General features: G+C 63.3%; 27 protein-coding genes. 19 read left to right on the plus strand and 8 right to left on the minus strand.

Going from position 1 to position 24,024, the window contains the following annotated elements; translation table 11 throughout:
* Positions 1-313: 313 nt before the first annotated feature.
* The 10 genes from NZ960_06245 (at position 314) to pta (ending at position 11,706) form a co-directional block, all read left to right on the plus strand.
* Positions 314-1,813, plus strand: a complete 1,500-nt coding sequence (locus tag NZ960_06245; GenBank protein ID MCS7177201.1) for a tail fiber domain-containing protein — start codon at positions 314-316, stop codon at positions 1,811-1,813.
* Positions 1,814-2,401: 588 nt separating this feature from the next.
* Positions 2,402-3,388, plus strand: a complete 987-nt coding sequence (locus NZ960_06250; protein ID MCS7177202.1) for a hypothetical protein — start codon at positions 2,402-2,404, stop codon at positions 3,386-3,388.
* 341 nt (positions 3,389-3,729) lie between these two features.
* A complete protein-coding gene (locus NZ960_06255; protein ID MCS7177203.1) occupies positions 3,730-4,233 on the plus strand; it encodes a hypothetical protein in 504 nt (167 codons plus the stop codon).
* 449 nt (positions 4,234-4,682) lie between these two features.
* Entirely contained in the window at positions 4,683-5,234 is a 552-nt protein-coding gene (locus NZ960_06260; protein MCS7177204.1) for a TlpA family protein disulfide reductase, read from the plus strand.
* On the plus strand, positions 5,231-6,829 hold the full coding sequence (locus NZ960_06265; protein MCS7177205.1) for a DUF6029 family protein: 1,599 nt from the start codon (positions 5,231-5,233) through the stop codon (positions 6,827-6,829). Before NZ960_06260 ends, NZ960_06265 begins: the two co-directional genes overlap by 4 nt.
* Before the next feature lies 1 nt (position 6,830).
* Complete coding sequence (locus NZ960_06270; protein ID MCS7177206.1) at positions 6,831-8,096, plus strand: dicarboxylate/amino acid:cation symporter; 1,266 nt, start codon at positions 6,831-6,833, stop codon at positions 8,094-8,096.
* 19 nt (positions 8,097-8,115) lie between these two features.
* Positions 8,116-8,877 carry a YggS family pyridoxal phosphate-dependent enzyme gene (locus tag NZ960_06275; GenBank protein ID MCS7177207.1) on the plus strand — a complete coding sequence of 254 codons (762 nt, stop codon included), beginning with the start codon at positions 8,116-8,118 and terminating at the stop codon, positions 8,875-8,877.
* On the plus strand, positions 8,874-9,722 hold the full coding sequence (locus tag NZ960_06280) for a purine-nucleoside phosphorylase (GenBank protein ID MCS7177208.1): 849 nt from the start codon (positions 8,874-8,876) through the stop codon (positions 9,720-9,722). Before NZ960_06275 ends, NZ960_06280 begins: the two co-directional genes overlap by 4 nt.
* The gene (locus NZ960_06285; protein MCS7177209.1) at positions 9,719-10,723 is read left to right on the plus strand and encodes a hypothetical protein; all 1,005 of its coding nucleotides are present in this window, start codon (positions 9,719-9,721) and stop codon (positions 10,721-10,723) included. The genes NZ960_06280 and NZ960_06285 overlap by 4 nt, the downstream gene beginning before the upstream one ends.
* A complete protein-coding gene (gene pta, locus NZ960_06290) occupies positions 10,720-11,706 on the plus strand; it encodes a phosphate acetyltransferase (GenBank protein ID MCS7177210.1) in 987 nt (328 codons plus the stop codon). The genes NZ960_06285 and pta overlap by 4 nt, the downstream gene beginning before the upstream one ends.
* On the opposite strand, the gene alaS is transcribed toward pta, so the two are convergent.
* Positions 11,703-14,279, minus strand: coding sequence for an alanine--tRNA ligase (alaS, locus tag NZ960_06295; GenBank protein ID MCS7177211.1), 2,577 nt, complete (start codon positions 14,277-14,279; stop codon positions 11,703-11,705). The two genes, pta and alaS, sit on opposite strands and share 4 nt — an antisense overlap.
* 63 nt (positions 14,280-14,342) lie before the next feature.
* On the minus strand, positions 14,343-14,927 hold the full coding sequence (locus tag NZ960_06300; protein ID MCS7177212.1) for a hypothetical protein: 585 nt from the start codon (positions 14,925-14,927) through the stop codon (positions 14,343-14,345).
* Between the two features lie 124 nt (positions 14,928-15,051).
* Here NZ960_06300 and pth point away from each other — a divergent pair, with 124 nt between their 5' ends.
* On the plus strand, positions 15,052-15,669 hold the full coding sequence (pth, locus tag NZ960_06305; GenBank protein MCS7177213.1) for an aminoacyl-tRNA hydrolase: 618 nt from the start codon (positions 15,052-15,054) through the stop codon (positions 15,667-15,669).
* Positions 15,670-15,730: 61 nt separating this feature from the next.
* Complete coding sequence (locus tag NZ960_06310) at positions 15,731-16,774, plus strand: hypothetical protein (protein ID MCS7177214.1); 1,044 nt, start codon at positions 15,731-15,733, stop codon at positions 16,772-16,774.
* Here the strand turns inward: NZ960_06310 and NZ960_06315 are convergent.
* The 3 genes from NZ960_06315 to NZ960_06325 are packed head-to-tail and all read right to left on the minus strand — an operon-like array spanning position 16,771 to position 18,339.
* The gene (locus NZ960_06315) at positions 16,771-16,977 is read right to left on the minus strand and encodes a hypothetical protein (protein ID MCS7177215.1); all 207 of its coding nucleotides are present in this window, start codon (positions 16,975-16,977) and stop codon (positions 16,771-16,773) included. The two genes, NZ960_06310 and NZ960_06315, sit on opposite strands and share 4 nt — an antisense overlap.
* A gap of 26 nt (positions 16,978-17,003) precedes the next feature.
* Complete coding sequence (locus tag NZ960_06320) at positions 17,004-17,621, minus strand: DedA family protein (protein ID MCS7177216.1); 618 nt, start codon at positions 17,619-17,621, stop codon at positions 17,004-17,006.
* Positions 17,622-17,628: 7 nt separating this feature from the next.
* Complete coding sequence (locus tag NZ960_06325) at positions 17,629-18,339, minus strand: SDR family NAD(P)-dependent oxidoreductase (GenBank protein ID MCS7177217.1); 711 nt, start codon at positions 18,337-18,339, stop codon at positions 17,629-17,631.
* Positions 18,340-18,408: 69 nt separating this feature from the next.
* Between NZ960_06325 and NZ960_06330 the strand changes: the two genes are divergently transcribed.
* The 5 genes from NZ960_06330 to NZ960_06350 all read left to right on the plus strand — a co-directional run bounded on the left by NZ960_06330 (position 18,409) and on the right by NZ960_06350 (position 21,991).
* Positions 18,409-18,987 carry an XRE family transcriptional regulator gene (locus NZ960_06330; GenBank protein ID MCS7177218.1) on the plus strand — a complete coding sequence of 193 codons (579 nt, stop codon included), beginning with the start codon at positions 18,409-18,411 and terminating at the stop codon, positions 18,985-18,987.
* Positions 18,988-19,154: 167 nt separating this feature from the next.
* Complete coding sequence (locus NZ960_06335; GenBank protein MCS7177219.1) at positions 19,155-19,895, plus strand: hypothetical protein; 741 nt, start codon at positions 19,155-19,157, stop codon at positions 19,893-19,895.
* Positions 19,880-20,503 (plus strand): Maf family protein, encoded by a 624-nt coding sequence (locus NZ960_06340; GenBank protein MCS7177220.1) that lies wholly within the window; start codon positions 19,880-19,882, stop codon positions 20,501-20,503. Before NZ960_06335 ends, NZ960_06340 begins: the two co-directional genes overlap by 16 nt.
* Positions 20,490-21,389, plus strand: coding sequence for a sugar ABC transporter permease (locus NZ960_06345; protein ID MCS7177221.1), 900 nt, complete (start codon positions 20,490-20,492; stop codon positions 21,387-21,389). The genes NZ960_06340 and NZ960_06345 overlap by 14 nt, the downstream gene beginning before the upstream one ends.
* Positions 21,359-21,991, plus strand: coding sequence for a glycerol-3-phosphate acyltransferase (locus NZ960_06350; protein ID MCS7177222.1), 633 nt, complete (start codon positions 21,359-21,361; stop codon positions 21,989-21,991). The genes NZ960_06345 and NZ960_06350 overlap by 31 nt, the downstream gene beginning before the upstream one ends.
* A gap of 18 nt (positions 21,992-22,009) precedes the next feature.
* Here NZ960_06350 and NZ960_06355 read toward each other — a convergent pair whose 3' ends face one another.
* The 3 genes from NZ960_06355 to NZ960_06365 are packed head-to-tail and all read right to left on the minus strand — an operon-like array spanning position 22,010 to position 22,605.
* A complete protein-coding gene (locus NZ960_06355) occupies positions 22,010-22,219 on the minus strand; it encodes a hypothetical protein (GenBank protein ID MCS7177223.1) in 210 nt (69 codons plus the stop codon).
* 30 nt (positions 22,220-22,249) lie between these two features.
* The gene (locus NZ960_06360) at positions 22,250-22,435 is read right to left on the minus strand and encodes a hypothetical protein (GenBank protein MCS7177224.1); all 186 of its coding nucleotides are present in this window, start codon (positions 22,433-22,435) and stop codon (positions 22,250-22,252) included.
* Positions 22,432-22,605 (minus strand): hypothetical protein, encoded by a 174-nt coding sequence (locus NZ960_06365; GenBank protein MCS7177225.1) that lies wholly within the window; start codon positions 22,603-22,605, stop codon positions 22,432-22,434. Before NZ960_06365 ends, NZ960_06360 begins: the two co-directional genes overlap by 4 nt.
* A gap of 152 nt (positions 22,606-22,757) precedes the next feature.
* On the opposite strand from NZ960_06365, the gene NZ960_06370 reads away from it, so the two are divergent.
* Positions 22,758-23,429: a metal-dependent hydrolase gene (locus tag NZ960_06370; protein ID MCS7177226.1), complete on the plus strand. Its 672-nt coding sequence runs from the start codon at positions 22,758-22,760 to the stop codon at positions 23,427-23,429.
* 6 nt (positions 23,430-23,435) lie between these two features.
* A complete protein-coding gene (locus NZ960_06375) occupies positions 23,436-23,996 on the plus strand; it encodes a cob(I)yrinic acid a,c-diamide adenosyltransferase (GenBank protein MCS7177227.1) in 561 nt (186 codons plus the stop codon).
* Positions 23,997-24,024 lie beyond the last annotated feature (28 nt).

Genomic DNA, 24,024 nt, shown 5'->3' on the forward strand with positions numbered 1-24,024 from the left:
GAGGCGTGCCGCCGAAGACGCCCGCAGACTCCTCGAGGATAGCCCGCAGCAATACTGGCTCCCGTGCTAATCCCCGACTGTGCAGCGTCCGAAGTCGGGCTCGGACAGGCAGAATTCCCGTAACTTGCTGCGGCTCCCTGCTCCCGCGGAGGTGCAAGGACGGCGGGGCTGCCTCGTTGTGGCGGGGGGCCGAGCACTGGGCCGCAAGACCCATAAGGAAGCGCACAGCCAGGCACGTCCCTAGCCGCACTGCTCTCTCAGCCCGCAGGGGCCAAAGGCAAGGTCATACGTGGAACGACTCCGGAGGTGACCCATGTCGAGCCAGACGCAGCTCTGCAGCATGCTCTCGGTGGCGGCTCTGCTGTTCCTCGGGTGGGGCTGGAGCATTGGCGGGCAGGTGCCCAACGGGCCTACGGGCGTCGGCAGCGAAGCCATGCTGCCCTTGAGGGCAACCCCTGACACGTCTGCGCAGCAGCCCGATGTGTCCAGCAGGACCGAGCAGCACAGCACTCTGCCGAGCAGCACTGAGGCCCCAGCCCTGAGGGCAGTTGTGGAGGACGCTTCCGAACGATGCCCCCACGGCCGGAGGCTGCTGGCAGAGGGTCCGCGTGGCGCATCCACAGCCACCCTGGACGCCTCGGGTAGCAGCCCGTACTTCAGCGCCGTCAGCAGCGGGCAGAACACTGGCGGGGATGACAAAAACGCGGCACTGGGAGCCTACAGCGTCGTCTGTGGAGGTTATGGGAACACCGCCAGCGGCGACTACAGCACCGTCGGCGGGGGCGACGGCAACACCGCCAGCAAGTGGTACAGCACCGTCGGCGGGGGCTGGCACAACACCGCCAGCGGCTATACCAGCACCGTCGGCGGGGGCTGGCACAACACCGCCAGCGGCTATACCAGCACCGTCGGCAGGGGCGAGGAGAACACCGCCAGCGGCGGCTGGAGCACCGTCGGCGGGGGCAGGAGTAACACCGCCAGCGGCGACTACTACAGCACCGTCGGCGGGGGCAGGAGTAACACCGCCAGCGGCTATGCCAGCACCGTCGGCGGGGGCTGGCTCAACCACGCCAGTGACTCTCTTTCTGCTATCCCGGGCAGGTACAACCTGAAGGTCGGCAAGCGCAGCTTCGGCTTCAGCGGGCAGACGAGCGATGAGCAGACGGACCTGAGCGCTTACAGCAACATTGCGGCCTTTGTGGACGTGGACCTGTGGCTGTACAACGTGTGCGACCTGGCTTCGCAGTTGCGCTTCTACGAGCCCTCAGGGGCAGGGACGAACTACACCGCCTTCCGGGCCCAGGGGCAGCAGAGGGACATCGTGTACACGCTGCCGGCAGCGCTGGGGCAGGCTGGGGATGTGCTGAGGATTGCCTCCGTGCGGCAGGACACGGCCGTGCTGGAGTGGGCGTCGGCCACAGGGGCGGTGCCCTCCTCGCTACGCTACAAGGACGAGGTCCGCTCCATCGGGGAGGCACCGGGGAAGGTGCTGCGGCTGCGGGGGGTGGAGTTCCGCTGGAAGCCGGAGTATGGTGGAGGGGAGGACATCGGGTTCATCGTGGAGGAGGTGGCGCCGGTGGTGCCGCAGGTGGTGGACCGCGACCCGCAGACGGGGGAGCCGGTGGGGATGGACTACGGTCGGCTGACGGCGCTGCTGGTGGAGGCCATCAAGGAGCAGCAGCGGGAGTTGGAGCAGCAGCGGAGCGAGATAGAGCAGCAGCGGCGAGAGCTGGAGCAGCTACGGCTGTTGGTGGAGCAGCTCTTGCGGGAGCGCGGGAACCGCGGCGGGGAGATGGGCAACCAGACCAGGTGAGCCGTCCACCAGCCTGGCCGCGGCAGGACATCCCGAACCCGTTCGAGGGCCCATGGCCATCCCATACCACCCCTCGGAGGACATCGGGCAGGCAGAGCCAGTGGTGTGGAGTTGCAGGGTTGGGGGCTATAGTGTGCAGAGCTGTCCGAGTGTGGCAAACACAGGCGGGCGGTGGCAGGCCAGCGGATGCACCTGGTGCGCCGAAGGTGAGCTGAGGCGAGTAAGTGCTGACTGAGAGGTGGCGTTGATGGCTGCCCTTCAGTGTTCACAAAAGCCCCATAGCCGCAGAGGACCACAGCAGGGGCTTGCCCTGTGCGGGAGAGATGGACGCTGTCACGGGTAAGCCACAGTCCCTTTCTGGCATACGTGCGGCGCGGCGCTGGCGGGCAGGTCCTTGCGTTAGCCGTTTGTAGGTAGCGCGAGACAGAGCAACAAGCGTGAGGAGGTACCATGACCCGGCCGTTGCTGGCGGGACCGGCCTTTGACCGGCCGTGCTATATTAGGACCAGCGCCAACGGCAGGCCGGAATCGCGGCCGTGCGCGATTTCACAACGTTAGTGGCAGTACCATAAACACGGGTGGGCAGAGATGACCAACGTGACCAATGCTGCATGGATGTTACAGGGGAACAGTGGGACGAAGGCGTGGGACGGCGTGACGGGCGACTACGTGGGACACAGCGATGCGCAGCCGCTGGTGATCGCCACGACGAACACGGCCGATCCACAGCCAGTCCAGTTTTGGGCGGGTAATCAGCAGGTGCTGCAGCTCAATCCAGCAGGCACCAAGGCACCGGCCTGGAGCATTCAGCGGGATACGGGAGGAGATCGGCGTGGGCACTATGCGGTGGACTTGCAGGCTGCTCGTGACACTGCTACTCAGGTTGCCAGCGGTGACTATACCGTCATCGGCGGGGGCGGCTTCAACACCGCCAGCGGCGACTACAGCACCATCGGCGGGGGCGACTTCAACACCGCCAGCGGTGAGTTCAGCACCGTTGGCGGAGGCGAGCGGAACACCGCCAGCGGTGAATTCAGCACCGTTGGCGGAGGCGAGTGGAACACCGCCAGCGGTGAATCCAGCGCCGTTGGCGGAGGCGAGCGGAACACCGCCGGCAGCGAATTCAGCACCGTTGGCGGGGGCGCTGGTAACACCGCCAGCGGCTCCTCCAGCACCGTTAGCGGAGGCTATGAGAATACTGCCAGCGGCCAGTACAGCACCGTTGGTGGGGGCTCCAGCAACGCCGCTAGCGGCGAATCCAGCACCGTTGGCGGAGGTAAGCAGAACTCCGCTAGTGGTGAGCTTAGCACTGTCAGCGGAGGCTCCAGTAACACTGCTAACGGGCCGTACAGCACCGTCGGCGGGGGCCAGAGTAACACTGCCAGCAGCCGGTGGAGCACCGTTGGCGGAGGTGAGGGGAACACTGCTGGTGGCCCGTGGAGCACCGTCAGTGGGGGCCAGAGCAACGCTGCCTGGGGTCAGTATGGCGTTGTAGCAGGAGGATACTCCAATAGGATACTCCAATACGGCAAATGCAGACTTCGTGATGGTCTTCGGACAAAATGTCGATCCTAGCGTCGTCGAATCCCACCGGGTGTACCTTTTCGGCGATGGGAGTTCGGATGGAGCTGGTGTAAGGCAGTCTGGTTTTCTGGTCATCAATCGCCTCGATGGGGACCATCCGATTCACGTGGGCACCAACAAAACCAATGGCAACGGGGCGTTTCTATCGGCAGGGGGCGTGTGGACAAATGCTTCCTCCCGCTCCAAGAAGGACCTCTTCGTCCCGCTGGATGCACAGCAGGTGCTAGCCAAGATCCGCCAGTTGCCCGTGGGGGGGGTGGTACTACCGCGGGACCAGCGAGTACCACATTGGGCCATGTGCAGAGGACTTCCACGATGCCTTTGGAACGGGGGTGCTCGATAGTCCCGACGCGCGGACGTCGCTGGCGGCCTCCGATGTAGCGGGGGTGGCGCTGTTGGGCATCAAGGCGCTGGCGGAGCAAGTGGAGAGGAGCGGAGCGGTGGTGCAGAGCACGCAGGAGGACATCGAAGCGCTGCGGCGGGAAAATGCTGTGCTGAGGGAGAAGACCGCTATGCTGGAGCAGAGGAACCAGGTGCTCGAGCAGAAGAACCAAGCGCTAGAGCAGAAGAGCCGAGAGCTAGAGCAGAGGAGCCAGGTGCTAGAGCAGAAGAGCCAGGCCCTGGAGCGGGAGAATCGGTTGCTGGAGCAGCGTGTGGCGGCGTTGGAGCGGCTGGTGCAGGAGCTGATTGGCCGCACTGCTGCGGTGCAAGGGCCACGGCTGAGGGGGAACATGCCCGAACAGCACGAGAGGACAGCGATTCTGCACCGTGCGCCCGCCATCACCAGCGTGGGATTGCAGGTCCACGACATGCAGGACGGCAGCTTCCGGAGGTAGCAGTGCCTGCACGCGCAGGCCAGGCGAGCATCTACCAGCCTGGCTAGGGCAGGACATCCCGAACCGTTCGAGGGCGCCACGATTGCCTGCGTTACCTCCCGAGAGGCATTGGGCAGGCAGAGCCGGTGGTGCGGGACCGCGGAGCCGGGAGCTGTAGCGCATAGAGCCGTCCGAGCGTGACGAGCACAGGCAAGCGACGCTGCGGCTGTAGCCGTTGAACGTTAGAGAGCCGCGTACGACCTGGCGCTAGACGGGCAGGTGGTGGCTATACGGCGGATGACGCTCGTGCAGTGAGGGCGGAGCAGAGCTTGTGGAGGCTGCCCGCACCCGTTGAGAGCTGTTCCTGTGGCTCAGCGTGCTTTCGGGGAAGGCCAGTGCCAGGCCGCAGACCGCTCTGCCAGTACTCTGGCGCTCCGAGCTGTGGAGGGATTCGCAATTTTGCAGCAGAGATGTGGCCTTCGGTGGGTGCACTCATGCTGTACTTCGCTGCTCTCGCCGTGCTGGCGCTCCCGCTCTGGGGGCAGTTGCCGGCTGTGACGCTCCAGACTTTGGACGGTCGCTCCGTCCGAGCCGATACCCTCCACAATGGAGGCAAGCCGATGGTGGTCAACTTCTGGGCGACTTGGTGCAAGCCCTGCTTGGTTGAGCTTGCCACGCTGCACAAGCTGTACCCGCAGTGGCAGGCGGAGACGGGCGTGAAGATTCTGGCCATCTCGATCGACGATGCCCGCACGAGCGCGAAGGTTGCTCCACTGGTGCGGGCCAGGAAGTGGCAGTTCGACGTCTACCTGGACCCCAACAGCGAGCTGCGGCGGGCGATGAACGTGACCGACATCCCGCACTCCTTCGTGCTGGACGGCTCCGGACGCATCGTCTGGCAGCACCAGGCGTACTCGCCTGGGGATGAGGAGCGCCTCTACGTCGTGCTCAAGGAGCTGACGCGCTCAGACACCTTGCAGCCGACGCGCTCCGACACCTCGCAGCCAATCCAGGCGAAATGAGGCCCTTACGGCACCTCGGCCTGCTCTCCACCCTCCTCTCCTACGTCGCCTTTGGGCAGGCCGGTGCGTCCTTGAGCGGGGGGGTGCAGCTTGAGCTTCGCTCGTACCGAGCCGACAGCGCCATCGGAGCCCCTGCGGTGCCAGAACGGCTGGGGCTGAACGCGTACGTTCCGCTCTCCTACCGGCTGGGCGCATTCAGCGTGAGCCTACGCTATGAGGCCTACTTGCAACCACTCCAGGGCTACGACCGCCGGTATGCCGGCTCTGGGATTGCCTTCCGCTCGCTGGAGTACCAGGACGAGCTCTTCCAGCTTACGGTCGGTGGCTTCTACGAGCAGTTCGGCTCTGGGATGGTGCTGCGCGCGTACGAAGAACGCCTCCTGGGGATTGACAACGGGCTGGAAGGGGTCCGGCTGCGCTACAACGGACCAGGAATTCGGTTGACGGGCTTTGTAGCGCGGCAGCGGCGCTTCTTTGAGTGGACGGGACTCGTCCGCGGGGCGGATGTGGAGCTGAACCCATCGGCTTGGGGCATCGGGACGCCGCTCTCCTGGCAGTTGGGGGCATCGGTGGTCAGTAAGTACCAACCCGACACCGACCCTCTCTACCGACTGCCGGAGAACGTCCTGGCGTATGCCCTCCGCGGCTCGTGGCAGTGGGAGTCTTGGCGGCTGACGGCAGAGTGGGCGTACAAGTACAACGACCCCTCGGCGCTCAACGGCTACTCGTACAACCCCGGCACGGGGCTCTACGTGACCTTGGCCGGAGAGCTGGCACCCGTGAGCTTCCTCTTGCAGGCCAAGCGGATTGACAACATGGCATTCTACTCCGACCGGACGGCCTCGGGGACCGTCTCGGTGCTGAACTACCTGGCGCCCTTAAGCCGGCAGCAGACGTACCGCTTGGCAACGCTCTACCCCTACGCCACACAGCCGGGAGGGGAGATCGGGATTGCAGCGGAGGCCATCATTAGCTTGCCGGAGGAGTCCCTGCTCGGCGGCGAAGGCGGGGGCACGCTGACGCTCAGCTACAGCCGCATCCACGGGCTGGACACCGTGCACACAGGCGAGCTGCGCTATCGGAGCCGCTTCCCCGGAATCGGCAGGCAGCTCTACTTGGAAGAGTTCGTTGCTGAGCATACCGTGAGCTGGACTCCACGGCTCCGGAGCACGGTCAATCTCACGCGGCAGATCTACAACCGCGACGTCTCCGAAGGCGTGCGCGGCTACGGGCTTATCTGGACTTGGATTGCCATCGCCGACGTCGCGTACACATTCGCGCCGCGGCAGACCGTGCGTGCGGAGCTGCAGCACCTCTGGACCCGCCAAGACCGTGGCCGCTGGCTCTTTGCCCTACTGGAGTACTCGCTGGCGCCGCGCTTGGCCGTGACCGTGTGGGACGAGTACAACTACGGCAATCCCGACCGCAGCGCTCGCTTCCACTACCCTGGCGCGGCCGTGACGCTCCTCCTCCAACGCTTCAAGCTGGCGCTGGGCTACGGGCGGCAGCGGGCGGGGATCGTCTGCGTCGGAGGGGTCTGCCGCTACATGCCCGCTGCAAACGGGCTGAGCCTCAGCGTGACGGCAACACTGTAGCATGCCCCGCCGACTCTCGCTCCCATTGCAGATCGTGCTCGGCTTCGTGGCCGGCACTGCATGGAGTCTGCTTCAGCCGGTGCTGGGCCTGGAAGCGTTTACCACCGCTTGGATTGCTCCGCTCGGGACGCTGTTCCTGAACTTGCTCAAGCTGTTAGCCCTGCCGCTGGTAGTAGCCTCTTTGCTGGAAGGAGTGGCCGGGGTTGGGAGCCTTGCGCGGCTGTCGCGCTTGGGAGGGCGGACTGTGGCGTACTACTTGGCCTCTACGGTCGCGGCAATCTTGGTCGGCATCGGTGTGGCGAGCGTCGTGCGCCCGGGCACACTCGCCTCCGTCGAACAGCGGGAGCGGCTCCAAGAGCGCTACGAACAGGCCCTCGCTGAGCGCCGGAGTGTGGCCGAAGAGCTCCAGCAGAAGAGCCCGCTGCAGGTGGTGGTGGAGTTCGTGCCGGAGAACTTCTTGGCCTCCGCGCAGGACAACCGCCGGATGTTGCAGGTCATCCTGGCCACGCTGCTCTTCGGCATAGCGCTGACGACGGTCCCAGCAGAGCGGATTGCCCCGCTGCGCCAACTGCTCCAAGCCCTCCTGGCCGGGCTGCTGGCGCTCGTGAACATCGTCATGCGGATGGCGCCTGTAGGGGTCTTCGCACTTATGGCGGGACTGCGGATGGACTGGTCGCTGCTCTCAGCGCTCGGTGCGTACAGCCTCTCGGTCCTGCTGGGCCTCGGACTTATGCTGGGGCTAGCCTACCCATTGGCGCTGCGTTTCTTGGCGGGCAAGTCGGTACGGGCGTTCTACCGAGCGCTCTTCCCGGCGCAGGTCGTTGCCTTCTCGACGAGCTCCAGTGCGGCTACGTTGCCGACGACACTCCACGTCTGCCGCCACGGCCTGGGGATACGGGATGACATTGCCGGCTTCGTGCTCCCTCTGGGCGCCACCGTCAACATGGACGGCACGAGCCTCTACCAGGCGGTGGCAACACTCTTCATTGCCCAGCTCTATGGCATCGAGCTTGGCTTCGGGGCACTGCTGGCGCTCATCGCCATGGCGGTGGCCGCTTCTGTAGGGGCAGCGCCCGTGCCCGGGGCAGGCATCGTCATGCTGGTGCTCATCCTCCAGAACCTGGGGCTGCCCCAAGAGGGACTGGCCCTCATCGTAGCCGTAGACCGGCTGCTGGATATGAGCCGCACGGTGGTGAACGTCACTAGCGACGCCGTCGCCTGCGTCTTGGTCAGCGCCTGGGAGCGTCCAAGAGGAGAGGCCGCATGACCCTATTTTTGCAGAGGCGATGGCACCACCGGAGACATCGGTTGAGCTGCTCCGCAGCCGCTGGCAAGAACTACTGCAGCGAGTCGCGGAGGCTGCACGCTGTGTCGGACGCGATCCCGCCGACATCCGCATCGTCGCTGTCTCCAAAGGCCACCCACCGGAGCTTGTAGAACTGGCCATCCAAGCTGGCATCCGCTGCTTCGGGGAGAACTACGCCCAAGAGATGCATCGGAAGGCGGACTACCTCCGGCAGCGGGGGTACGAAGCGGAATGGCACTTCATCGGGCACGTGCAGACTAACAAGGTCAAGCTCATCGCGCCCATCGCCGCGCTCATCCACGGGGTTGACTCTCAGCGGGCTGCAGAAGCACTCAATCGCTGGGGTGAGCAGCACGGCGTCGTCGTGCCCATTCTGCTGCAGGTGAACACGTCCGGGGAGGCAAGCAAGCACGGGTGCCAGCCAGAGGCAGTGTTCCAGCTTGCCGAAGCAGTGCTCCAGCTACGTTCGGTGCGCCTCCTTGGGCTGATGACGATTCCAGCACCAGCGGAGGCTCAGCGTGTGCGGCAGGAGTTCCGCCTCCTGCGCCACCTCCGGGATGAGCTGCGGCAGCGCTACGGCAGCTCGCCCGAGGATTTCCCGCACCTCTCCATGGGCATGAGTGCCGACTATGAACTCGCCGTGGAGGAAGGAGCTACGCTCCTACGCATCGGTACGGCCCTCTTCGGCGAACGTCCTCCGAAGCAAGTCGTTGCCACACTTTCGCACGAGAGGCTGCCATGAGCCAACCCGTCTCGCTCCTCCGCCAGCACATGCAGGATGCCGTGGAAGTCATCCAACTGACGACCTCCATAAGGCCCTCCATCGGCATCATCCTGGGCACGGGCTTGGGGGAGCTGGCTGAGCGCATCGAGCAAGAGTGCGCCATCCCGTACGAGAACATCCCGCACTTCCCCATCGCAACGGTAGAGTCGCACCGTGGGCGGCTCATCTTCGGTCACCTCCGGGGACGCCCAGTGGTCGCTATGCAGGGGCGCTTCCACCGGTACGAAGGCTACACACTGCAGCAGGTCACCTTCCCCGTGCGTGTCCTCTATGCCTTGGGGGTGCGGACGCTCATCATCTCGAACGCTGCAGGGGCGCTCAACCCCCTGTTCCGCCGCGGTGACCTCATGATCATCGTGGACCACATCAACCTGATGGGCGACAACCCACTCATTGGCCCCAACGACGACTCGCTTGGCCCACGCTTCCCCGACATGAGCGAGCCGTACTCTCAGCGCTTGATTGCGCTAGCGGAGGAAATAGCCCTGGAGCTGCGGCTGAAGGTGCAGAAGGGCGTCTACGTGGCGCTGAGCGGGCCAAGCTTGGAGACCCGCGCTGAGTACCGCTTCCTGCGCTTCATCGGCGCCGATGCCGTTGGGATGAGCACCGTGCCGGAGGTCATCGTCGCCCGGCACATGGGGATGGAGGTCTTCGGGCTCTCCATCCTCACCGACGAGTGCTTCCCCGACGCGCTACAGCCGCTTTCGTTGGAGGACGTGCTGCAGGCAGCGCGGGAAGCCGAGCCGAAGATGACCCTACTGGTCAGTGAGCTGGTGGCACGCCTGCTGGACGCGGCTGGATGAGGTGGCTGGCCGCCATCGCGTGGGCCCTCCTCTGGGGCTGCGGAGACGAACCCTTCTACGACAGTGCCCCACCGCAGTGGCGCTTCCTACTGCTCACCGATGCCTCCACGCTGCAGGTACGGCAAGAGCCAGGGGGACAGGTCCTGCTTGCCGATGCCTACGGAGAGGCCAATGGCACGCCCCCGCCGGCTCCAATCCGCGATGTCGTGGCCTTCCGCAACAGCCTCTACCTCCTCCTCCAGGCGAACGCCGTGGCCGTGCTGGACGCCGAATCCTACCGACAGCAGGCCCTCATCCCCCTCCCTGCCCCGCCCTCAGGGTTGGCGTTCCCGAACGCGACCACGGGCTACGTCTGGCACGAGGGGGTCAGGATGCTCAGCATCCTCGACCTCCTACAGCTCCGGCTCATTCGGACGCTGCCGGTACCCGGTACGATTCGGTACGCCCTGGCCGTTGGACCGCTCCTCTACATGCTGGAGGAGCAGAGCTCTCGGCTTCTCGTCCTGGATACACGGACCGGGAGGTTGGTAGACTCGCTGGAGCTACCCCCTTCGCCGCGCTTCGCTGCCATTCGGGCCAACGGTGCGGAACTCGTCGTCCTCAGCGCCGGCAGTGGCGAAGACGGTCTGGCCCCCCGCGCCCCACGACTCAGCTTCGTTGGGCTCTCACCGCTCCGCCTCCTGGGGAGCTTACCAGTCTATCCCTCAGCAGCCGACTCCGCGCGCACGCGCATCACAGGGTTGGTGACGACAGCCGACGACTTCGCCTTCATTGGCACATTGCAAGGGCTCCTACGGGTGGACGTCCGCTCCCGCAGCGGTCTCCGCCTCCTCCAGCGGTGGAGTATCCGGCAGCTCCGGAGCGTTCCGGCTCGCGACGAGCTGTGGGTGCTCACCGCAGACGACACCCCCAAGCTCATCGTAGCAACCGGAACCCGGGCCGAACCACAGCTCCAGGCCTCGCTGCCGGCTGGAACGGTCAGCATCCTGCCGCTCCCATGAATCCGGAATTCCTGCAGCAGCTACACGCCCGTGCGGCAGCGCTGCGCCGCCGCATTGCCTTTCCCGACGCTGAGGATGAGCGTACGCTCCGTGCTGCCCGCTACTTACGGGACCAGGGGATCGTGGAGCCCTTGTTGGTAGGACATGCTGAGGCCATTCACCAAGTGGCCACTCACCATGGTATCGCGCTGGGAGACATCCCAATCATCGAACCGCAGCGTTCGGCACTCCTGGACACCTTCGCTCGCCGACTCTGGGAACGCCGTCAGCACAAGGGGATGGAGCTGGAGGAGGCCTATCGGCAGGTCCTCCATCCGTTGGTCTTCGCTGGCATGCTGTTGGACTCTGGCGAAGTAGATGGCTGTGTGGCAGGCTCACTCTCTGCAACCGCGGAGGTCCTCCGAGCTGCGCTCTGGACCGTTGGGATGGCCCCCGGCATCAGCATCGTCAGCAGCTACTTCCTCATGCTCTTCCCCGACCGAGTGCTGACGTACGCCGATGCAGGCGTGGTCCCCGACCCCAGCTCAGAGGAGCTGGCGGAGATTGCCTACTGTACTGCGCGGAACGTAGAGCACGTGGTGGGCACCGAGCCGCGCATCGCCTTCCTGTCCTTCTCCACCAAAGGCAGCGCCCAGCATCCGATGGTGGAGAAGGTGCAGCGGGCCGTACAGCTCTTCCGAACACGCTACCCGCAGTACTTGGCCGATGGGGAGCTACAGGGCGATGCTGCGCTGGTGCCAGAGGTCGCAGCTCGTAAAGCCCCAGGCTCTCCCGTTGCCGGGCGTGCCAACGTGCTCATCTTCCCCAACCTGGACGCCGGCAACATCGCATACAAGCTCACGGAACGCCTGGCCGGAGCACAAGCGCTGGGACCAATCGTGCAGGGCCTCCGGCGGCCGTACTGCGACCTTTCGCGCGGCTGTCGGTGGGAGGATATCGTTTCCGTTGCTGCTATCTGCGCCTTGATGGGAGAGCAGGCTTAGGTCTGCACTGCCTCTGCACCGAAGGAGGCGATGAGGTCTGGAAGGCGCTGGAAGAGGTCTGGAAGCCTCTCCGGATGCCGTCCGCCAGCAGTTGCCAGATGGGGCCGGCCACCTCCGCCTCCACCAAGCTCTTGGGCAATCCGGGCCACCAGCCTCCCTGCAGGATACTGCTCCGTTAAGTCCGGCGTGACGACGCAGACCAAGTGGACCTTGCCCTCGCTGACGGTAGCCAACACAGCAATTCCGCTGGTCCCCAGAGCAGCTCGAACCTGATCCGCCAGCGCTTTGAGCTGCTCCATGGACTCCAGGGCGACGCGTTCGGCAACGACCCGAATGCCATTGGCAGAGCGGGCACGGGCGAGGAACTCCGGAATCCGCGCACGCTCACGCTCCAACTGCATCCGCTCCAGCTCTCGTTGCAAGCGTTGGAGCTGCTCAGCCAACTGTTCAGCATGCCGCTGCTGTTCCTCTATCCGCTGCCGGAGCTGCTCCACGTACCGTTCAACACCTTCGCCAGTGACGGCCTCCACACGGCGGACGCCCGCCGCAACAGCGTCTTCGGCCGTCAACACGAACGCGCCAATCTGGCTGGTATTCTGCACGTGCGTCCCCCCACAGAGCTCTACGGAGAAGCGCTCATCCATGATGACGACACGGACGATGTCGCCGTACTTGTCGGCGAAGAACATCTTGACGTTCGGCAGCTTGCGGGCCTGCTCCAGCGGCATGATCCGGGTCTCTACGGGGATGGACTCGCGAATCTTCTCGTTGACCAGCGCCTCTATGTCCCGGAGCTGGGGTGGCTCTACCCTGCCGAAGTGGGAGAAGTCGAAGCGGAGGTAATCAGGAGCCACAAGGGAACCTGCCTGCTGGACGTGAGGGCCAAGGATGCGCCGCAGCGCTTCGTGTAGGAGGTGTGTCGCCGAATGGTTCCGCATGATTGCCCAGCGGCGCCGGCGGTCCACTTGGGCGATGGCCCGTTCCCCGACCAGTGGCTCAACCTCGCTAGCACAGATGTGCACAACTGCCTCGCCTACGCGGCGCACGTCCTCCACAGCGTAGCGGGATCCACCCACCACCAACTGCCCCGTATCCGAGACCTGTCCGCCAGCCTCCACGTAGAACGGCGTCCGCTCCAGCACGACGTGGTTGCCCTCCACGTAGAGCACGGTGGACTCTGTCTCCAGCTCCTCGTAGCCCGTAAACTCTGTGCGGAGCTGCTGCGCCGCAGGGGCCAGATGAACCTCCACGTGATGCACTCTCTGCGCTTGACGGGAGCGCCGGCGCTGCTCCTCCATGAGGTGCTGGAAGCCCTCGGTGTCAACCGCCAGCCCACGCTCACGAGCCAAGAGCTGGGTTAAGTCCAGCGGGAAGCCGTACGTATCGTAGAGCTGGAAGGCGACCTCCCCGGGGATCACACGCTCACCTTGCTGCTGCACCTGCCCAACGACCTCCTCAAAGAGCTGCAACCCGCGGTCTAGCATGCGGAGGAAGGCTGCCTCTTCAGCCTCGATGACCTGCTCGATTGTCCGCTGGTGCTGGCGTAGCTCTGGGAAGGGGTCGCCCATGATGGAGACCAGTACCGACACCAAGCGCCAGAGCACGGGCTCCTGGAAGCCCAGAGTACGGGCGAAGCGCTCTGCTCGCCGGAGGAGGCGCCGCAGGACATAGCCCCGGCCCGTGTTGCCCGGTAGTGCACCATCGGCAATCGCAAACGACAGAGCCCGGATGTGATCCGCCATAACCCGCATGGCGATACCATCGGGATGGCGCACATCCTCCCGCGGGTACCGCCGCCCGCTGAGTTCTTCAATCCGCCGAATGAGCGGCACGAAGAGGTCGGTATCGTAGTTGGAGTCCACCCCTTGCAGAATCGCACAGATCCGCTCCAGACCCATGCCCGTATCCACGTGCTTGACCGGCAGCTCCTCCAAGCTGCCATCAGCGCGACGGTTGTACTGGATGAAGACGAGGTTCCAGACCTCCATGACCAGCGGGGTACCGGCGTTCACCAGCCGTCCGCCACTCAGGTCTGGCGTGCGGTCGTAGTGGATCTCCGTGCACGGTCCGCAGGGGCCTGTGTCACCCATCTCCCAGAAGTTGTCCCTCTCGTCGAAGCGATGGATGCGCTCTGCAGGCAGGTAACGGCGCCAGAGTTCATAGGCCTCATCGTCGGTGCGGAAGACTGTGGCATGGAGCCGCTCCGGGGGTAGCTTCCAGACCTGGGTCAGCAGCTCCCAGGCGTAAGCGATGGCCTCGGCTTTGTAGTAGTCACCGAAGCTCCAATTGCCGAGCATCTCAAAGAAGGTGTGGTGGTACGTGTCGTACCCCACCTCCTCCAGGTCGTTGTGCTTGCCGCTGACGCGAATGCACTTCTGCGTATCGGCTGCCCGCGTGTAGTCACGCTTGCCCAGCCCGAGGAAGACGTCCTTGAACTGGTTCATTCCCGCGTTGGTGAACAGCAGCGTCGGATCACCGTGTGGGATAACCGGTGCACTCGGCACAATCCGATGCCCACGCTCGGCGAAGAAGTCCAGAAATGACTGCCGAACCCGGTGGGAGGTCCACTCCATGGAGGCCTACTGCCAGCTACTGATTACACCGCCTCGCAAAGACGAACAGAAAGGCTCCGATATTCACCGCCCCGCTGGGGCCCGCTGCCACGGGCGTGGACGCAGCTTGACCATCCGGACTGTGGCCACCAGGGGATAGCGTGGCACATCGCGAATCTCCGCCGTGGCTATGGCATTCCCCTCCAGCTTCAGCTCACTGCGGGCAACACGCCAACCCGGGAAGAGCCACTCGGCAATATACAGCGCTGAGTCTGCTGTCGGTTGGAAAGTGGCGACCACCGACCCTATCGGCAACCGCTGGCTCTGCGAGCTGATGATCGTTGCCGAAATCGGCTCTTCGCTCCCTTCCTGCATGCGGGCAATGAGGAGCTGGACAGTGTAGTCGTCGCGGACCATCCGGATATCCCCACCCGTGGTATCGAAGCTCTCCAGGCGGAGCACCCACACACCTTCGATGGGTAGTAGGTCCCGAGCACGCTGGAGGCGCTCTTCAATCCGCGGGTCTATAGCGACCGCAGCTCCCTGTGGGGGAACCATCGGGGCCTCCAGCGTCGGCGGAACAGGAGGCAGTGGCCGAGGTTGCGCCCAGCCAAGGGCCCCGGTGAGCACCACCACAACGAATGGCAACGCCTGTCTCCGCATGTCCATCAACGCGCTGTGGCACCTATCCTGCGCGGCGCAATATTACGCCGTACCCCCTGTTACCGCAGCAATTCCAGCACGCCGACGGCGTCTACAGCCTCTGTCCGAGTAGGCGCAACGACTCCATTTGATGACAGCGCCGTCGTGGATCATCGCTGGCTTAGGGAATCCTGGAGCGGAGTACGCCGAGACACGCCACAACATCGGTTGGATGGTCGTGGAGGCCTTGGTCCGGAAGTACGGTGGCACCTGGCGGCAGGGGGTCGGCCCATGGTTGGAGGCATCTGTCACCATTGCTGGAGAGCCCGTCCTCTGCATCCTGCCCCTGACGTACATGAACCGCAGTGGCGAGGCGGTCCACGCGGTCCAGCGCCTCACGGGCGTTCCAACAGACCGCATCGTCGTTGTACTGGACGAGCTCAACTTCCCGCTGGGACGCCTCCATCTGAAGCCCTCGGGCAGCGACGGCGGACACAACGGCCTGCGCTCTGTCATTGCCCTCCTCGGCACCCAACAGATCCCGCGCCTGCGCTGTGGGATTGGCCGGAATTTCCAGCCTGGCCAGATGGCAGACTACGTCCTCTCGCCCTTCGAATCCCACGAATGGGCTGAGCGCGACAGAATGGTAGAACGAGCCGTCGCAGTTCTGGAATACCTTGTCCGCTACGGCCTGCAACGGGCAATGTCGCTGACGAACGTAGCAACACCGCCCCATGCCGAACAGTCAGCCGTCCCTAGGGCCGATTAGTCTGGGGCCGAGCAGGTACCGTAGGAACTAAGCCGCATGTATTCCATATGCCGCACCAACCATGGTCGTGAAAGCCCTCGTTAGCGTCTTGCTCCTCGCTCTCCCATCCGCTGCACAACTGCTCCTGAAGTCGGGCGTTTCAGCCATCCAGGTCGCTCCGGGTTGGGAGGCTAATGCTCCAGCAACGCTCGTCAACAGCGGCTCCCAACCACTCCAGGTCATTGTGGAGATGGACACCTCTGACATGACCTTTGGCTGCGCTCCTTACTTCTGCTGGGGACCGAGCTGCTACGCTCCGGGTGTCACCGTCTCGCCCGACACCGTCACCATCGCCCCCGGCGCAGAGGAGAAGAGCTTCAAAGCCTACGTGTACGTAGAGGCCTCGACGCCCGAAGCACGTGCTACGCTGCGATTCCGCTTCCGCGACGCCAACTCCGGCGCAGTCCTCTACGCCCACACCGTGGAGGTCACTATAACGCCTGCGCCTCCAGAAGGGGTAGGTCTCGTCTGGGCACAGACGGTCCTCATTCCTCCGCCAGAAGGCGAGATCAGTGGTGGTGCTGCACTCTACAACAACAGCAGGGAACTGCGACGACTCCTCGTCCAGCTTGTCCCGACCGATATCCCCCCTTCAGCCATCCGGTTCTGCCTCGGCGACACCTGCTACGAACCCGGAAGGCTTACGGCAACGGACACTCTCGTCCTGCGTCCACGCCAGCTCTACACGGGCTTCCAGTGCTGGCTGCGAGCTGCAGGGACCCAGCAATCCCGTATCCTCCTCGTCCGCTTCTTCGACGCGGTGGCTTCAGAGCCAGTAGCGGAGTACCAGCTTGGCTTAGCCCTCCCTACGGCCGTCCTACCTGAACGGCCCTCGCTGGATTGCTCACCACTGTCCCAGAGGTGGGTACGCTCCGGCTCGGCACTACCGCAACTTCCACAGGGGGCAATCCTGGAGATCTTCACCCTTCGTGGCCAGCGCCTCCTCCAAAGCTCTGATCCCAGCTCCCTCGCAGACGCCCTTCGGAACCTACCTCCTAGACCCTACGCCTACCGACTCCGGCGTGCAGAGGGGACCGTCTGCACAGGCCTCCTCTTAGTAGACTAGTTGAGCCACGCCCGCTGGAACTGCTCAGTGAGCAGGACCCAATACCCCGCCCTCTGCATCGCAAGCTCGCTCGGCTCTACCCAGACCTTAGCGGGCGGGGTAGTTAGCGAGGGACGGCGGTCCACGACCGTCATCGCTACTGCGATCGCTGTAGCCAGCGCAATCCCGTGCCGTCGGAGCTGCCAGACAAGCTGTCTCCACATAGCCCGCCAAGGCGCAATTACTAAGCTTACGACATCGCCTGCTGTGACCTCTTCGTCCGAACTCGCCACCAGAGGAACCATCCCACGACCACTCCAACGACCAGCAACGTCACAATGGTGCCGAAGAGCTGCAACACCTCCGCAATGGCCCGCCAGTTCTGCCCCACGCTCCATCCAAGCGTCACCACGAGCGCATTCCAGGCAAAGGCGCCGATAGTGCACAGCAGCAGTGTCAGCGGGAACTTCAGCTTCGACATCCCGGCCACAAACGAGATGACAGCCCGTGTCCCCGACAGAAAGCGATTGACCAAGATCACCCAGTAGCCGTACCGCTGGAACCATTGCTCCACCTTCTGCACTGCCTCGAGGGGCACGAAGCGTAACCGTCCGACATCGATGACCCGAACTCCCACGAGGTAGCCCAGCCAGAACATCGCGCTGAAACCCGCAACGCTTCCGACAGTAGCCGCGACCACTAAGGTAGCAAAATCCACGACCCCCAGTCCCACCAGGACTCCGCAGAAAAGCAGCAACACGTCGCTCGGGGATGGAGGGAAGACGTTCTCCAGGAAGGTCACAGCCAAGGCAAAGAGCAGGACCCCACTAGGTGGCAACTCCTGCAGGTATGCTATCCACTGCTCCATTGGCGACTCAAGGGTTCGTAGGACGCAGCTCTACCTCGCTCAGCGTCGCCGTTACAGGCAGGAGGACAGCTGCGAGAGCGATTTCGGCCACATCCTCTGGCTGCAGTATTCGCTTCTGGGCCGATGCTGTTGGTCCTCCGAAGGCTGTAGCCGTTGACCCTGGACAGAGCACGACAACCCGGATGTTTGCCTGCCGCACCTCCTGGAAGAGCGATTCTGCAAACCCACGGAGAGCGAACTTCGTGGCGGCGTAGACGCTGCCCCCCTTGACTCCATACTTCCCCGCAAGCGAGGCAACGTAGAGGAGCGTCCCCTGCTGCCGCTGAAGCATCCGTGGAAGGACCAGCCGCGTCAGTAGTATCGGAGCCCGCACGTTCACCTGCCAGAGCTCTTCTATGCAGTCCAACTCTAGTTCGGTGGCTGGCGCAAAGTAGCCGATACCGGCGTTGTTCACCACAACGTCCACATCCCCGAAGTGCTGGTATGCTTGTTCAGCAAGCCGCTCAATCTCTTCCGGTTTCCGCAAGTCCGCTGGGACAACAGCGATCGCACTCTGCGGCGAGAGGCGCTGAGCCTCACGAGCCACCTCGCGGAGGAGTTCTTGCCGCCGCGCTGTTAACACCAAGTTGGCTCCTTCCTGCGCAAAGCGGAGTGCAATAGCCCGGCCAATTCCAGAACTGGCTCCCGTTACCAAGCAGACACGGCCTTGCAAACGCATGGCGCACCCTCCATTCGCATGCGTAATTTGGGGCTACAGACGCAGGACCAATAAAGCTGAGTCCACCGCATGGAGTTGCAGCGGTTGGGGCAAGAGCTTCGCCGCCTTCGGGAGCGGCATGATCGGACGGTCACCGAAATGGCTCAGCGATTGGGCATCTCCAAGGCATTCCTTACGCTCGCCGAGCAAGGAAAACGGCGCCTCCCACTGAAGGTACTGCGTCAGCTTCTAGCTTACTACGGCTCTTCATTGGCAGCTCTAGCAAGCCCAGAATGCACCATTGCGAGAACCGTCCAAGGCGGGCGGTGCTGGTATCCCACAAACCTTCTAAACATCATCGCCGACCGTGCCCTCCGGGGCAGCGCTCTGCGATTGCTTCGCCCCGTCAATGCCCCCGACGACTCAGAGTGGTTGGAGCTGCGCCTGGCTGGCGAACAGCAGCTACCTCCAGAGGGCTACTGGCACTTCTCTACTCCGATCGATGGCGTCGTCGTGGAAGGCAATCTGCTGGTGGAAGTCCCCAACGACGAGCTCTTGGTCCGACAGGGTGAGAGTTTCCGGATAGATGCTGAACAGCCCCATCGGTACCGCAACTACACGGCCTACTCCATCCGCGCCCTCCTACTCCTCCACCGTCCGCTGCTGTAGAGGGGGACAGGCTCGCTACTAGTACCCATGCACGCTTACGCATGCACCTACAGCGGAGGCCGTGCTCCCTGCCTCACATAGGCTCAACACGCAACGGTCGCCTACTCGTACTGAGCAATCCAGCTCCGAGCTGCTGCGTCCACACTCCCAGCAGCAGGGTGCAACGGATGGGATGGGTCCTAACAGTGGTATTGCCCACCGCCATCTTCGCCCGGTCGCTTGTCGGCGAGGGAGCAACCGTGGAGACTACGCACCTCATCACGGTGCCGACCGCCGGCCTCCTTCCCCGTGGCTCGCTGCTGGTACGTGCAGGGATCTTCCCCCAAGGCACCCTTGCTGCGGAGTGTTTCACCACCCCACTTTCGCGGTTCATGGTGGGGATTGGATTCAGCGCCTCCAACCTCATCGGCAGCGGTGCACCGCAGTGGCAGCCTTTTCCGGGCATCTCCCTCCGCTTCCGAGCCCTGGAGGAGACTACGGCACGGCCCGCCCTGGTGTTCGGCGTTCACACTCAAGGCTGGGGCCCCTACCGGCGAGAATCCCGCCAGTTCACGATAGCTGCCTCAGGGCTCTTTACGGCCCTCAGCAAGAGCTACCGTTGGTGGCTCGGGGAAACAGCCTGGCACCTATCCTTGGGATACCCGTTGGAGCTCCCACCGCGGCAGCGCCGTCCTGGGATGGCCATAGGTTGGGAACACACCATCGCACGCCTCGGACAGCTCTCACTGGAATACGTGCTGCTGGGTTCCACCGTTAACGGTCGTAGGCAGGGCATCCTCAGCTTGGCTCTCCGACTTGGGATCGCACCTACAGCAGCCGTTGGAGTGTCTATCGTAGACGTGTTGCGGAACTCAGGCTCAGAGACAGCATGGGCACGAGCTCTCTCCATAGAATGGCACCTCCGATAACCCCTGCCGGACTCCTCAAGCTCCGGCGCCTCGTAGTCCTCGCATCACGCTCACCCCGACGGGCCGAGCTACTGCGCCTCTTGGGGATTCCCTTCATTATCCACCCTGCGCAACTCGCAGAGCCTGACGACGGCACCGGGATGACGCCTTCGGAGTACGTACTCAGCCTGGCCCAACGAAAAGCGCAGGCCGTTGCTCGCCACGCTCGCCAACCTTCTTTCGTACTCGGGGCCGATACGACCGTCGTTCTGGAGGGCACCTACCTGAACAAGCCGACCTCTGCCGACGCTGCCCGTAGGATGCTCCACCAGCTCAGCGGCCGCACCCACGAGGTCTATACTGGCGTCGTGGTCATCTGTGTCCCTGAGATGACGGTCCTCAGCGGAGTAGCACGCACGGAGGTAACCTTCCGGAGCCTGAGCGACGAGGAAATAGAAGCCTACGTCACTTCCGGATCCCCACTGGACAAAGCAGGTGCCTACGGCATCCAAGACCCCTTCGGAGCTGTCTTCGTGGAAAGCATTCGTGGCTGCTACTACAACGTCGTAGGGCTCCCCCTAGGACTCGTCTACCAGCTTCTACGGCAGGCTTCCTATGCACCAGAGTGAGCGCTTCTTCATACTGCTCTGCTTAACCCCGTGGGTGGTAACGTTCGCCGCCTTTTGGCTCTACCCGCTGCTCCATGCCTTTGGCATGAGCCTGATGCAGTACAACGCGCTTACAGGTCCCCAGAGCTTCGTCGGGCTGCAGAACTACACCACTCTGTGGAGCGACCCTCTCTTCTGGAAGGCTCTCCGCAACACGGCAGTCCTCACCTTGGGGACAGTCCCGGTCACGGTATCCCTAGCCCTCTTCTTGGCAGTGCTCATTGACAGCCGTAGCACGCGCTGGCGAGGGCTGTGGCAGAGCACGCTGCTGCTACCGTCGGTGACGTCGCTGGTGGTGCTGGCATTGGTGTTCACCAACCTCTACGCCCGCAACGGATACGCCAATGCTGTCCTTGCATCGCTGGGTCTACCTTACCCCGAACGTGGCTGGCTCCAAGAACCCGCCACTGCCTTACCGGCCATCATGCTCATGGACATCTGGGCATCCGTGGGATACTATACGCTACTCCTACTGGCAGGACTCCAGGCAATCCCTCGGGAATACGAGGAAGTTGCCTTCCTTGCCGGCGCTAACTTCTGGCAGCGACTCCGCTGGGTCATCTTGCCGCTCTTGCGTCCGATGCTGACCTTCGTGCTGGTCCTCAACACCATCAAAGCGCTCCAGGTGTTCGTGGAGGTCTACATCATGACCCGCGGCGGCCCTTTGGGTGCGACAACGACCCTGGTATACTTGGTCTTCGTCAACGCCTTCGAGCATGTCGACCGCATGGGCTACGCGGCAGCGTTAGCATACGTCGTATTCGCCCTCATTGGGCTGCTAGCCATTGTTCAACTCCGGCTCATGCGCCGCCAGCAATGGAAGTGGTCCGACTCCTCAGCGCCGTAGTGGGCGGGTACCTTATAGGCTGCATCCCCAGCGCCTACTGGCTGGTCCGCTGGACCACAGGTCAGGACATCCGGCGCCGCGGCACGGGCAACGTTGGAGCAGCGAACGCTTACGAAGTGACGGGGAAGCTCTGGGTAGGGATCGTCGTAGCCCTCATGGACATGCTGAAAGGCTACAGCGCTGTTTGGCTCACCACCCTTCCGAGTGGGACAGCCGAATTCCACGTAATGGCAACGGCAGCTGTTATGGCCGTCGTTGGGCACAACTACAACCTCTTCCTGGGTTGGGCTGGCGGCAGAGGTTTGGCTCCCGCCGCTGGAGCGCTCATCGCTATGAGCTGGCTTCCGCTACTGCTCTGGTGTCTCCTATGGCTGACGGGCTACTTCGCTATCCGTCGCAATGTGCACGTCGGGAACATGACGGGAACGATCGGCACGCCAATCCTCATTGCCACAGCTCCAGAACCCTTGGTGCGACTTCTCCTCCAGGTTCCCTGCCCCAGCATGCTCCAGCACACGCTCCTCATCATAGCGCTTGCCTTCCCAATCTTCCTGCGCCACCTACAGCCTATCCGAGAGCTCTTCCGGCAGGAGGAACCCTGAATCCTGGCACAGGACTCTCTACGGGAACCGCACCGTCGGTGCTCCGACGATTCCCCAAACGAGCGAGCTCGTCACTGCCCCAATAATGAAGTAGACCACCAAAGCAACGATGAGGCTCACGACGAAGTACCCCAGATGCTTCTCTGCTGGCACCTTCGTTATCACGGGCAGTCCCAAGTAGAGCACATACAGCCCGTAGAGGCCCAAGATCGCCCCCAGCCAGCCCAAAGCAGGATATAGGCTGAAGATACCCCCGATCTACGCCAGGGTCCACGAGTAGGCTACAAGCTGGAGTGCCCGTCCCCAATCGGATTGCGCCCTGAACGACGGCGCTAGTACATTGACAATCGTAGCGACAATCCCTACTCCGATGAGGCTCTCCAAGAGTCCGAAGACACCCGTCCAAATCCCCCACTCCCAGCCTCCGAAGTGTACCCCCATCATAGAACACCCTCGGCACCGTATCCAATCACGCTGCAGACGGCCGAGAAGAGAGCCAGCGGAAGGACATATCCCGCCACCGGAGCTGACGGCATAGGCTCCTCCTGAACAATCGCGTTCCACTCGTCGCGCGGACGAAGCAAAATGCCCTGAATACGGTTCAACAACGCCATGGCAGTTAGGTTGGTTGGTGGCACATGCCAACTAGAACGGCCCAATATTACCCCCAAACTCTCCAAGCCACGCTTCCTACCGCGGCTGATGAGGGCTCCCTCCCTATTTTTGTGGCCAACTGTAGCCAGTTCCATGGAGTTGAAGCCACACCATGGCGAGCGTGCGAGTCACCTGGTTGGGTCACGCAGCCTTCCAGTTGGAAGGGGCAGGTAAGGTTGTCCTAATTGACCCCTTCATCACAGGCAATCCGAAGAGCCCCTTACGGAGCCCTGCGGACGTCCAGCGGGCCGATGTCGTCTGTGTCTCGCACGAGCATGCAGATCATGGCTTCGACGATGCGGTGGAGATCTGCCGCCGTACCGGTGCAGTCTTCGTGAGCTTCTTTGACTTAGCACAGAAAGCCCAGGCTCGGGGGATCTCCGTCATAGGTGGCAATGTCGGCGGGACTGTGCCCGTTACCGACGGAATCCGCGTTACCTTCACCTTAGCCTTCCACGTCGTGCCCGTCGTTGGGTTCGTTGTCCACTTGGATGGCGTCAACGTCTACCACGCTGGAGATACCTGCCTCTTCTCTGACATGCGCCTCATCGGCGAGAAATTTCCGTTGGACATCGCGCTACTCCACATCGGAGGCTACTTCACGATGGATCCCGCTGACGCCGCTCGGGCAGTAGAATTCCTGCGTCCCAAAGTCGCTATTCCCATGCACTACGGCACCTTCCCGCTGATTGAGCAAGATCCGCACGAGTTTGCTCGCCTCGTTGGTGAACGGGCACGCGTCGTCATCCTGAAACCCGGCGAAACGTTTGAGTATACGCCCTAAGCCGCTATGGCACTCCGCATCTACACACGCACTGGCGACGATGGTACAACAGGACTCTTCGGCGGCGAGCGCGTCTCGAAATCCCACCCACGCTTGGAAGCCTACGGGGCCGTGGACGAGCTCAACGCCGTCCTTGGCATCGTCCGGACCTACGCACTTCCCGAAGAGCTCGCAGACGACCTCCGCACCATCAGCTCCTGGCTCCTCATCGTGGGTGCCGACCTTGCAACTCCCGAAGAGGCTTTAACACGGAAGAACATCCCCACGATTGGAGACGAACACGTCTCATGGCTGGAGAAGCGGATAGATGCGTATGAGGATGAACTCCCTCCACTGCGCAACTTCATCCTTCCGGGAGGGAGTCCCGCGGCCGCGTATCTCCACCTGGCTCGCACCGTCTGCCGCCGAGCCGAGCGGGCAACCGTCGCTGCAGCGCAGACTGAGTCCCTCAACCCCGCTGTAGTGCGCTTTCTCAATCGGCTCTCCGACTACTTCTTCGTTGCTGCCCGCTGGGCAAACCACCGAGCAGGTGTCGTGGAGGAGGTCTGGACAGCACCTCGGCCGTAAATGTCTGTGGCCGAGCCTACTTCAACCT

The sequence above is a fragment of the Candidatus Kapaibacterium sp. genome (assembly GCA_025059875.1).
GTDB lineage: Bacteria > Bacteroidota > Ignavibacteria > Kapaibacteriales > HRBIN21 > HRBIN21.

What these genes read in the sequence shown, in the direction of transcription:
- NZ960_06245 (MCS7177201.1), top strand. Translation starts at nt 314, where the DNA reads ATGTCGAGCCAGACGCAGCTCTGCAGCATGCTCTCGGTGGCGGCTCTG.
- NZ960_06250 (MCS7177202.1), top strand. Translation starts at nt 2,402, where the DNA reads ATGACCAACGTGACCAATGCTGCATGGATGTTACAGGGGAACAGTGGG.
- NZ960_06260 (MCS7177204.1), top strand. Translation starts at nt 4,683, where the DNA reads ATGTGGCCTTCGGTGGGTGCACTCATGCTGTACTTCGCTGCTCTCGCC.
- NZ960_06265 (MCS7177205.1), top strand. Translation starts at nt 5,231, where the DNA reads ATGAGGCCCTTACGGCACCTCGGCCTGCTCTCCACCCTCCTCTCCTAC.
- NZ960_06270 (MCS7177206.1), top strand. Translation starts at nt 6,831, where the DNA reads ATGCCCCGCCGACTCTCGCTCCCATTGCAGATCGTGCTCGGCTTCGTG.
- NZ960_06275 (MCS7177207.1), top strand. Translation starts at nt 8,116, where the DNA reads ATGGCACCACCGGAGACATCGGTTGAGCTGCTCCGCAGCCGCTGGCAA.
- NZ960_06280 (MCS7177208.1), top strand. Translation starts at nt 8,874, where the DNA reads ATGAGCCAACCCGTCTCGCTCCTCCGCCAGCACATGCAGGATGCCGTG.
- NZ960_06285 (MCS7177209.1), top strand. Translation starts at nt 9,719, where the DNA reads ATGAGGTGGCTGGCCGCCATCGCGTGGGCCCTCCTCTGGGGCTGCGGA.
- pta (MCS7177210.1), top strand. Translation starts at nt 10,720, where the DNA reads ATGAATCCGGAATTCCTGCAGCAGCTACACGCCCGTGCGGCAGCGCTG.
- alaS (MCS7177211.1), bottom strand. Translation starts at nt 14,279, where the DNA reads ATGGAGTGGACCTCCCACCGGGTTCGGCAGTCATTTCTGGACTTCTTC.
- NZ960_06300 (MCS7177212.1), bottom strand. Translation starts at nt 14,927, where the DNA reads ATGGACATGCGGAGACAGGCGTTGCCATTCGTTGTGGTGGTGCTCACC.
- pth (MCS7177213.1), top strand. Translation starts at nt 15,052, where the DNA reads ATGACAGCGCCGTCGTGGATCATCGCTGGCTTAGGGAATCCTGGAGCG.
- NZ960_06310 (MCS7177214.1), top strand. Translation starts at nt 15,731, where the DNA reads ATGGTCGTGAAAGCCCTCGTTAGCGTCTTGCTCCTCGCTCTCCCATCC.
- NZ960_06315 (MCS7177215.1), bottom strand. Translation starts at nt 16,977, where the DNA reads ATGTGGAGACAGCTTGTCTGGCAGCTCCGACGGCACGGGATTGCGCTG.
- NZ960_06320 (MCS7177216.1), bottom strand. Translation starts at nt 17,621, where the DNA reads ATGGAGCAGTGGATAGCATACCTGCAGGAGTTGCCACCTAGTGGGGTC.
- NZ960_06325 (MCS7177217.1), bottom strand. Translation starts at nt 18,339, where the DNA reads ATGCGTTTGCAAGGCCGTGTCTGCTTGGTAACGGGAGCCAGTTCTGGA.
- NZ960_06330 (MCS7177218.1), top strand. Translation starts at nt 18,409, where the DNA reads ATGGAGTTGCAGCGGTTGGGGCAAGAGCTTCGCCGCCTTCGGGAGCGG.
- NZ960_06335 (MCS7177219.1), top strand. Translation starts at nt 19,155, where the DNA reads ATGGGATGGGTCCTAACAGTGGTATTGCCCACCGCCATCTTCGCCCGG.
- NZ960_06340 (MCS7177220.1), top strand. Translation starts at nt 19,880, where the DNA reads ATGGCACCTCCGATAACCCCTGCCGGACTCCTCAAGCTCCGGCGCCTC.
- NZ960_06345 (MCS7177221.1), top strand. Translation starts at nt 20,490, where the DNA reads ATGCACCAGAGTGAGCGCTTCTTCATACTGCTCTGCTTAACCCCGTGG.
- NZ960_06350 (MCS7177222.1), top strand. Translation starts at nt 21,359, where the DNA reads ATGGAAGTGGTCCGACTCCTCAGCGCCGTAGTGGGCGGGTACCTTATA.
- NZ960_06360 (MCS7177224.1), bottom strand. Translation starts at nt 22,435, where the DNA reads ATGATGGGGGTACACTTCGGAGGCTGGGAGTGGGGGATTTGGACGGGT.
- NZ960_06365 (MCS7177225.1), bottom strand. Translation starts at nt 22,605, where the DNA reads ATGGCGTTGTTGAACCGTATTCAGGGCATTTTGCTTCGTCCGCGCGAC.
- NZ960_06370 (MCS7177226.1), top strand. Translation starts at nt 22,758, where the DNA reads ATGGCGAGCGTGCGAGTCACCTGGTTGGGTCACGCAGCCTTCCAGTTG.
- NZ960_06375 (MCS7177227.1), top strand. Translation starts at nt 23,436, where the DNA reads ATGGCACTCCGCATCTACACACGCACTGGCGACGATGGTACAACAGGA.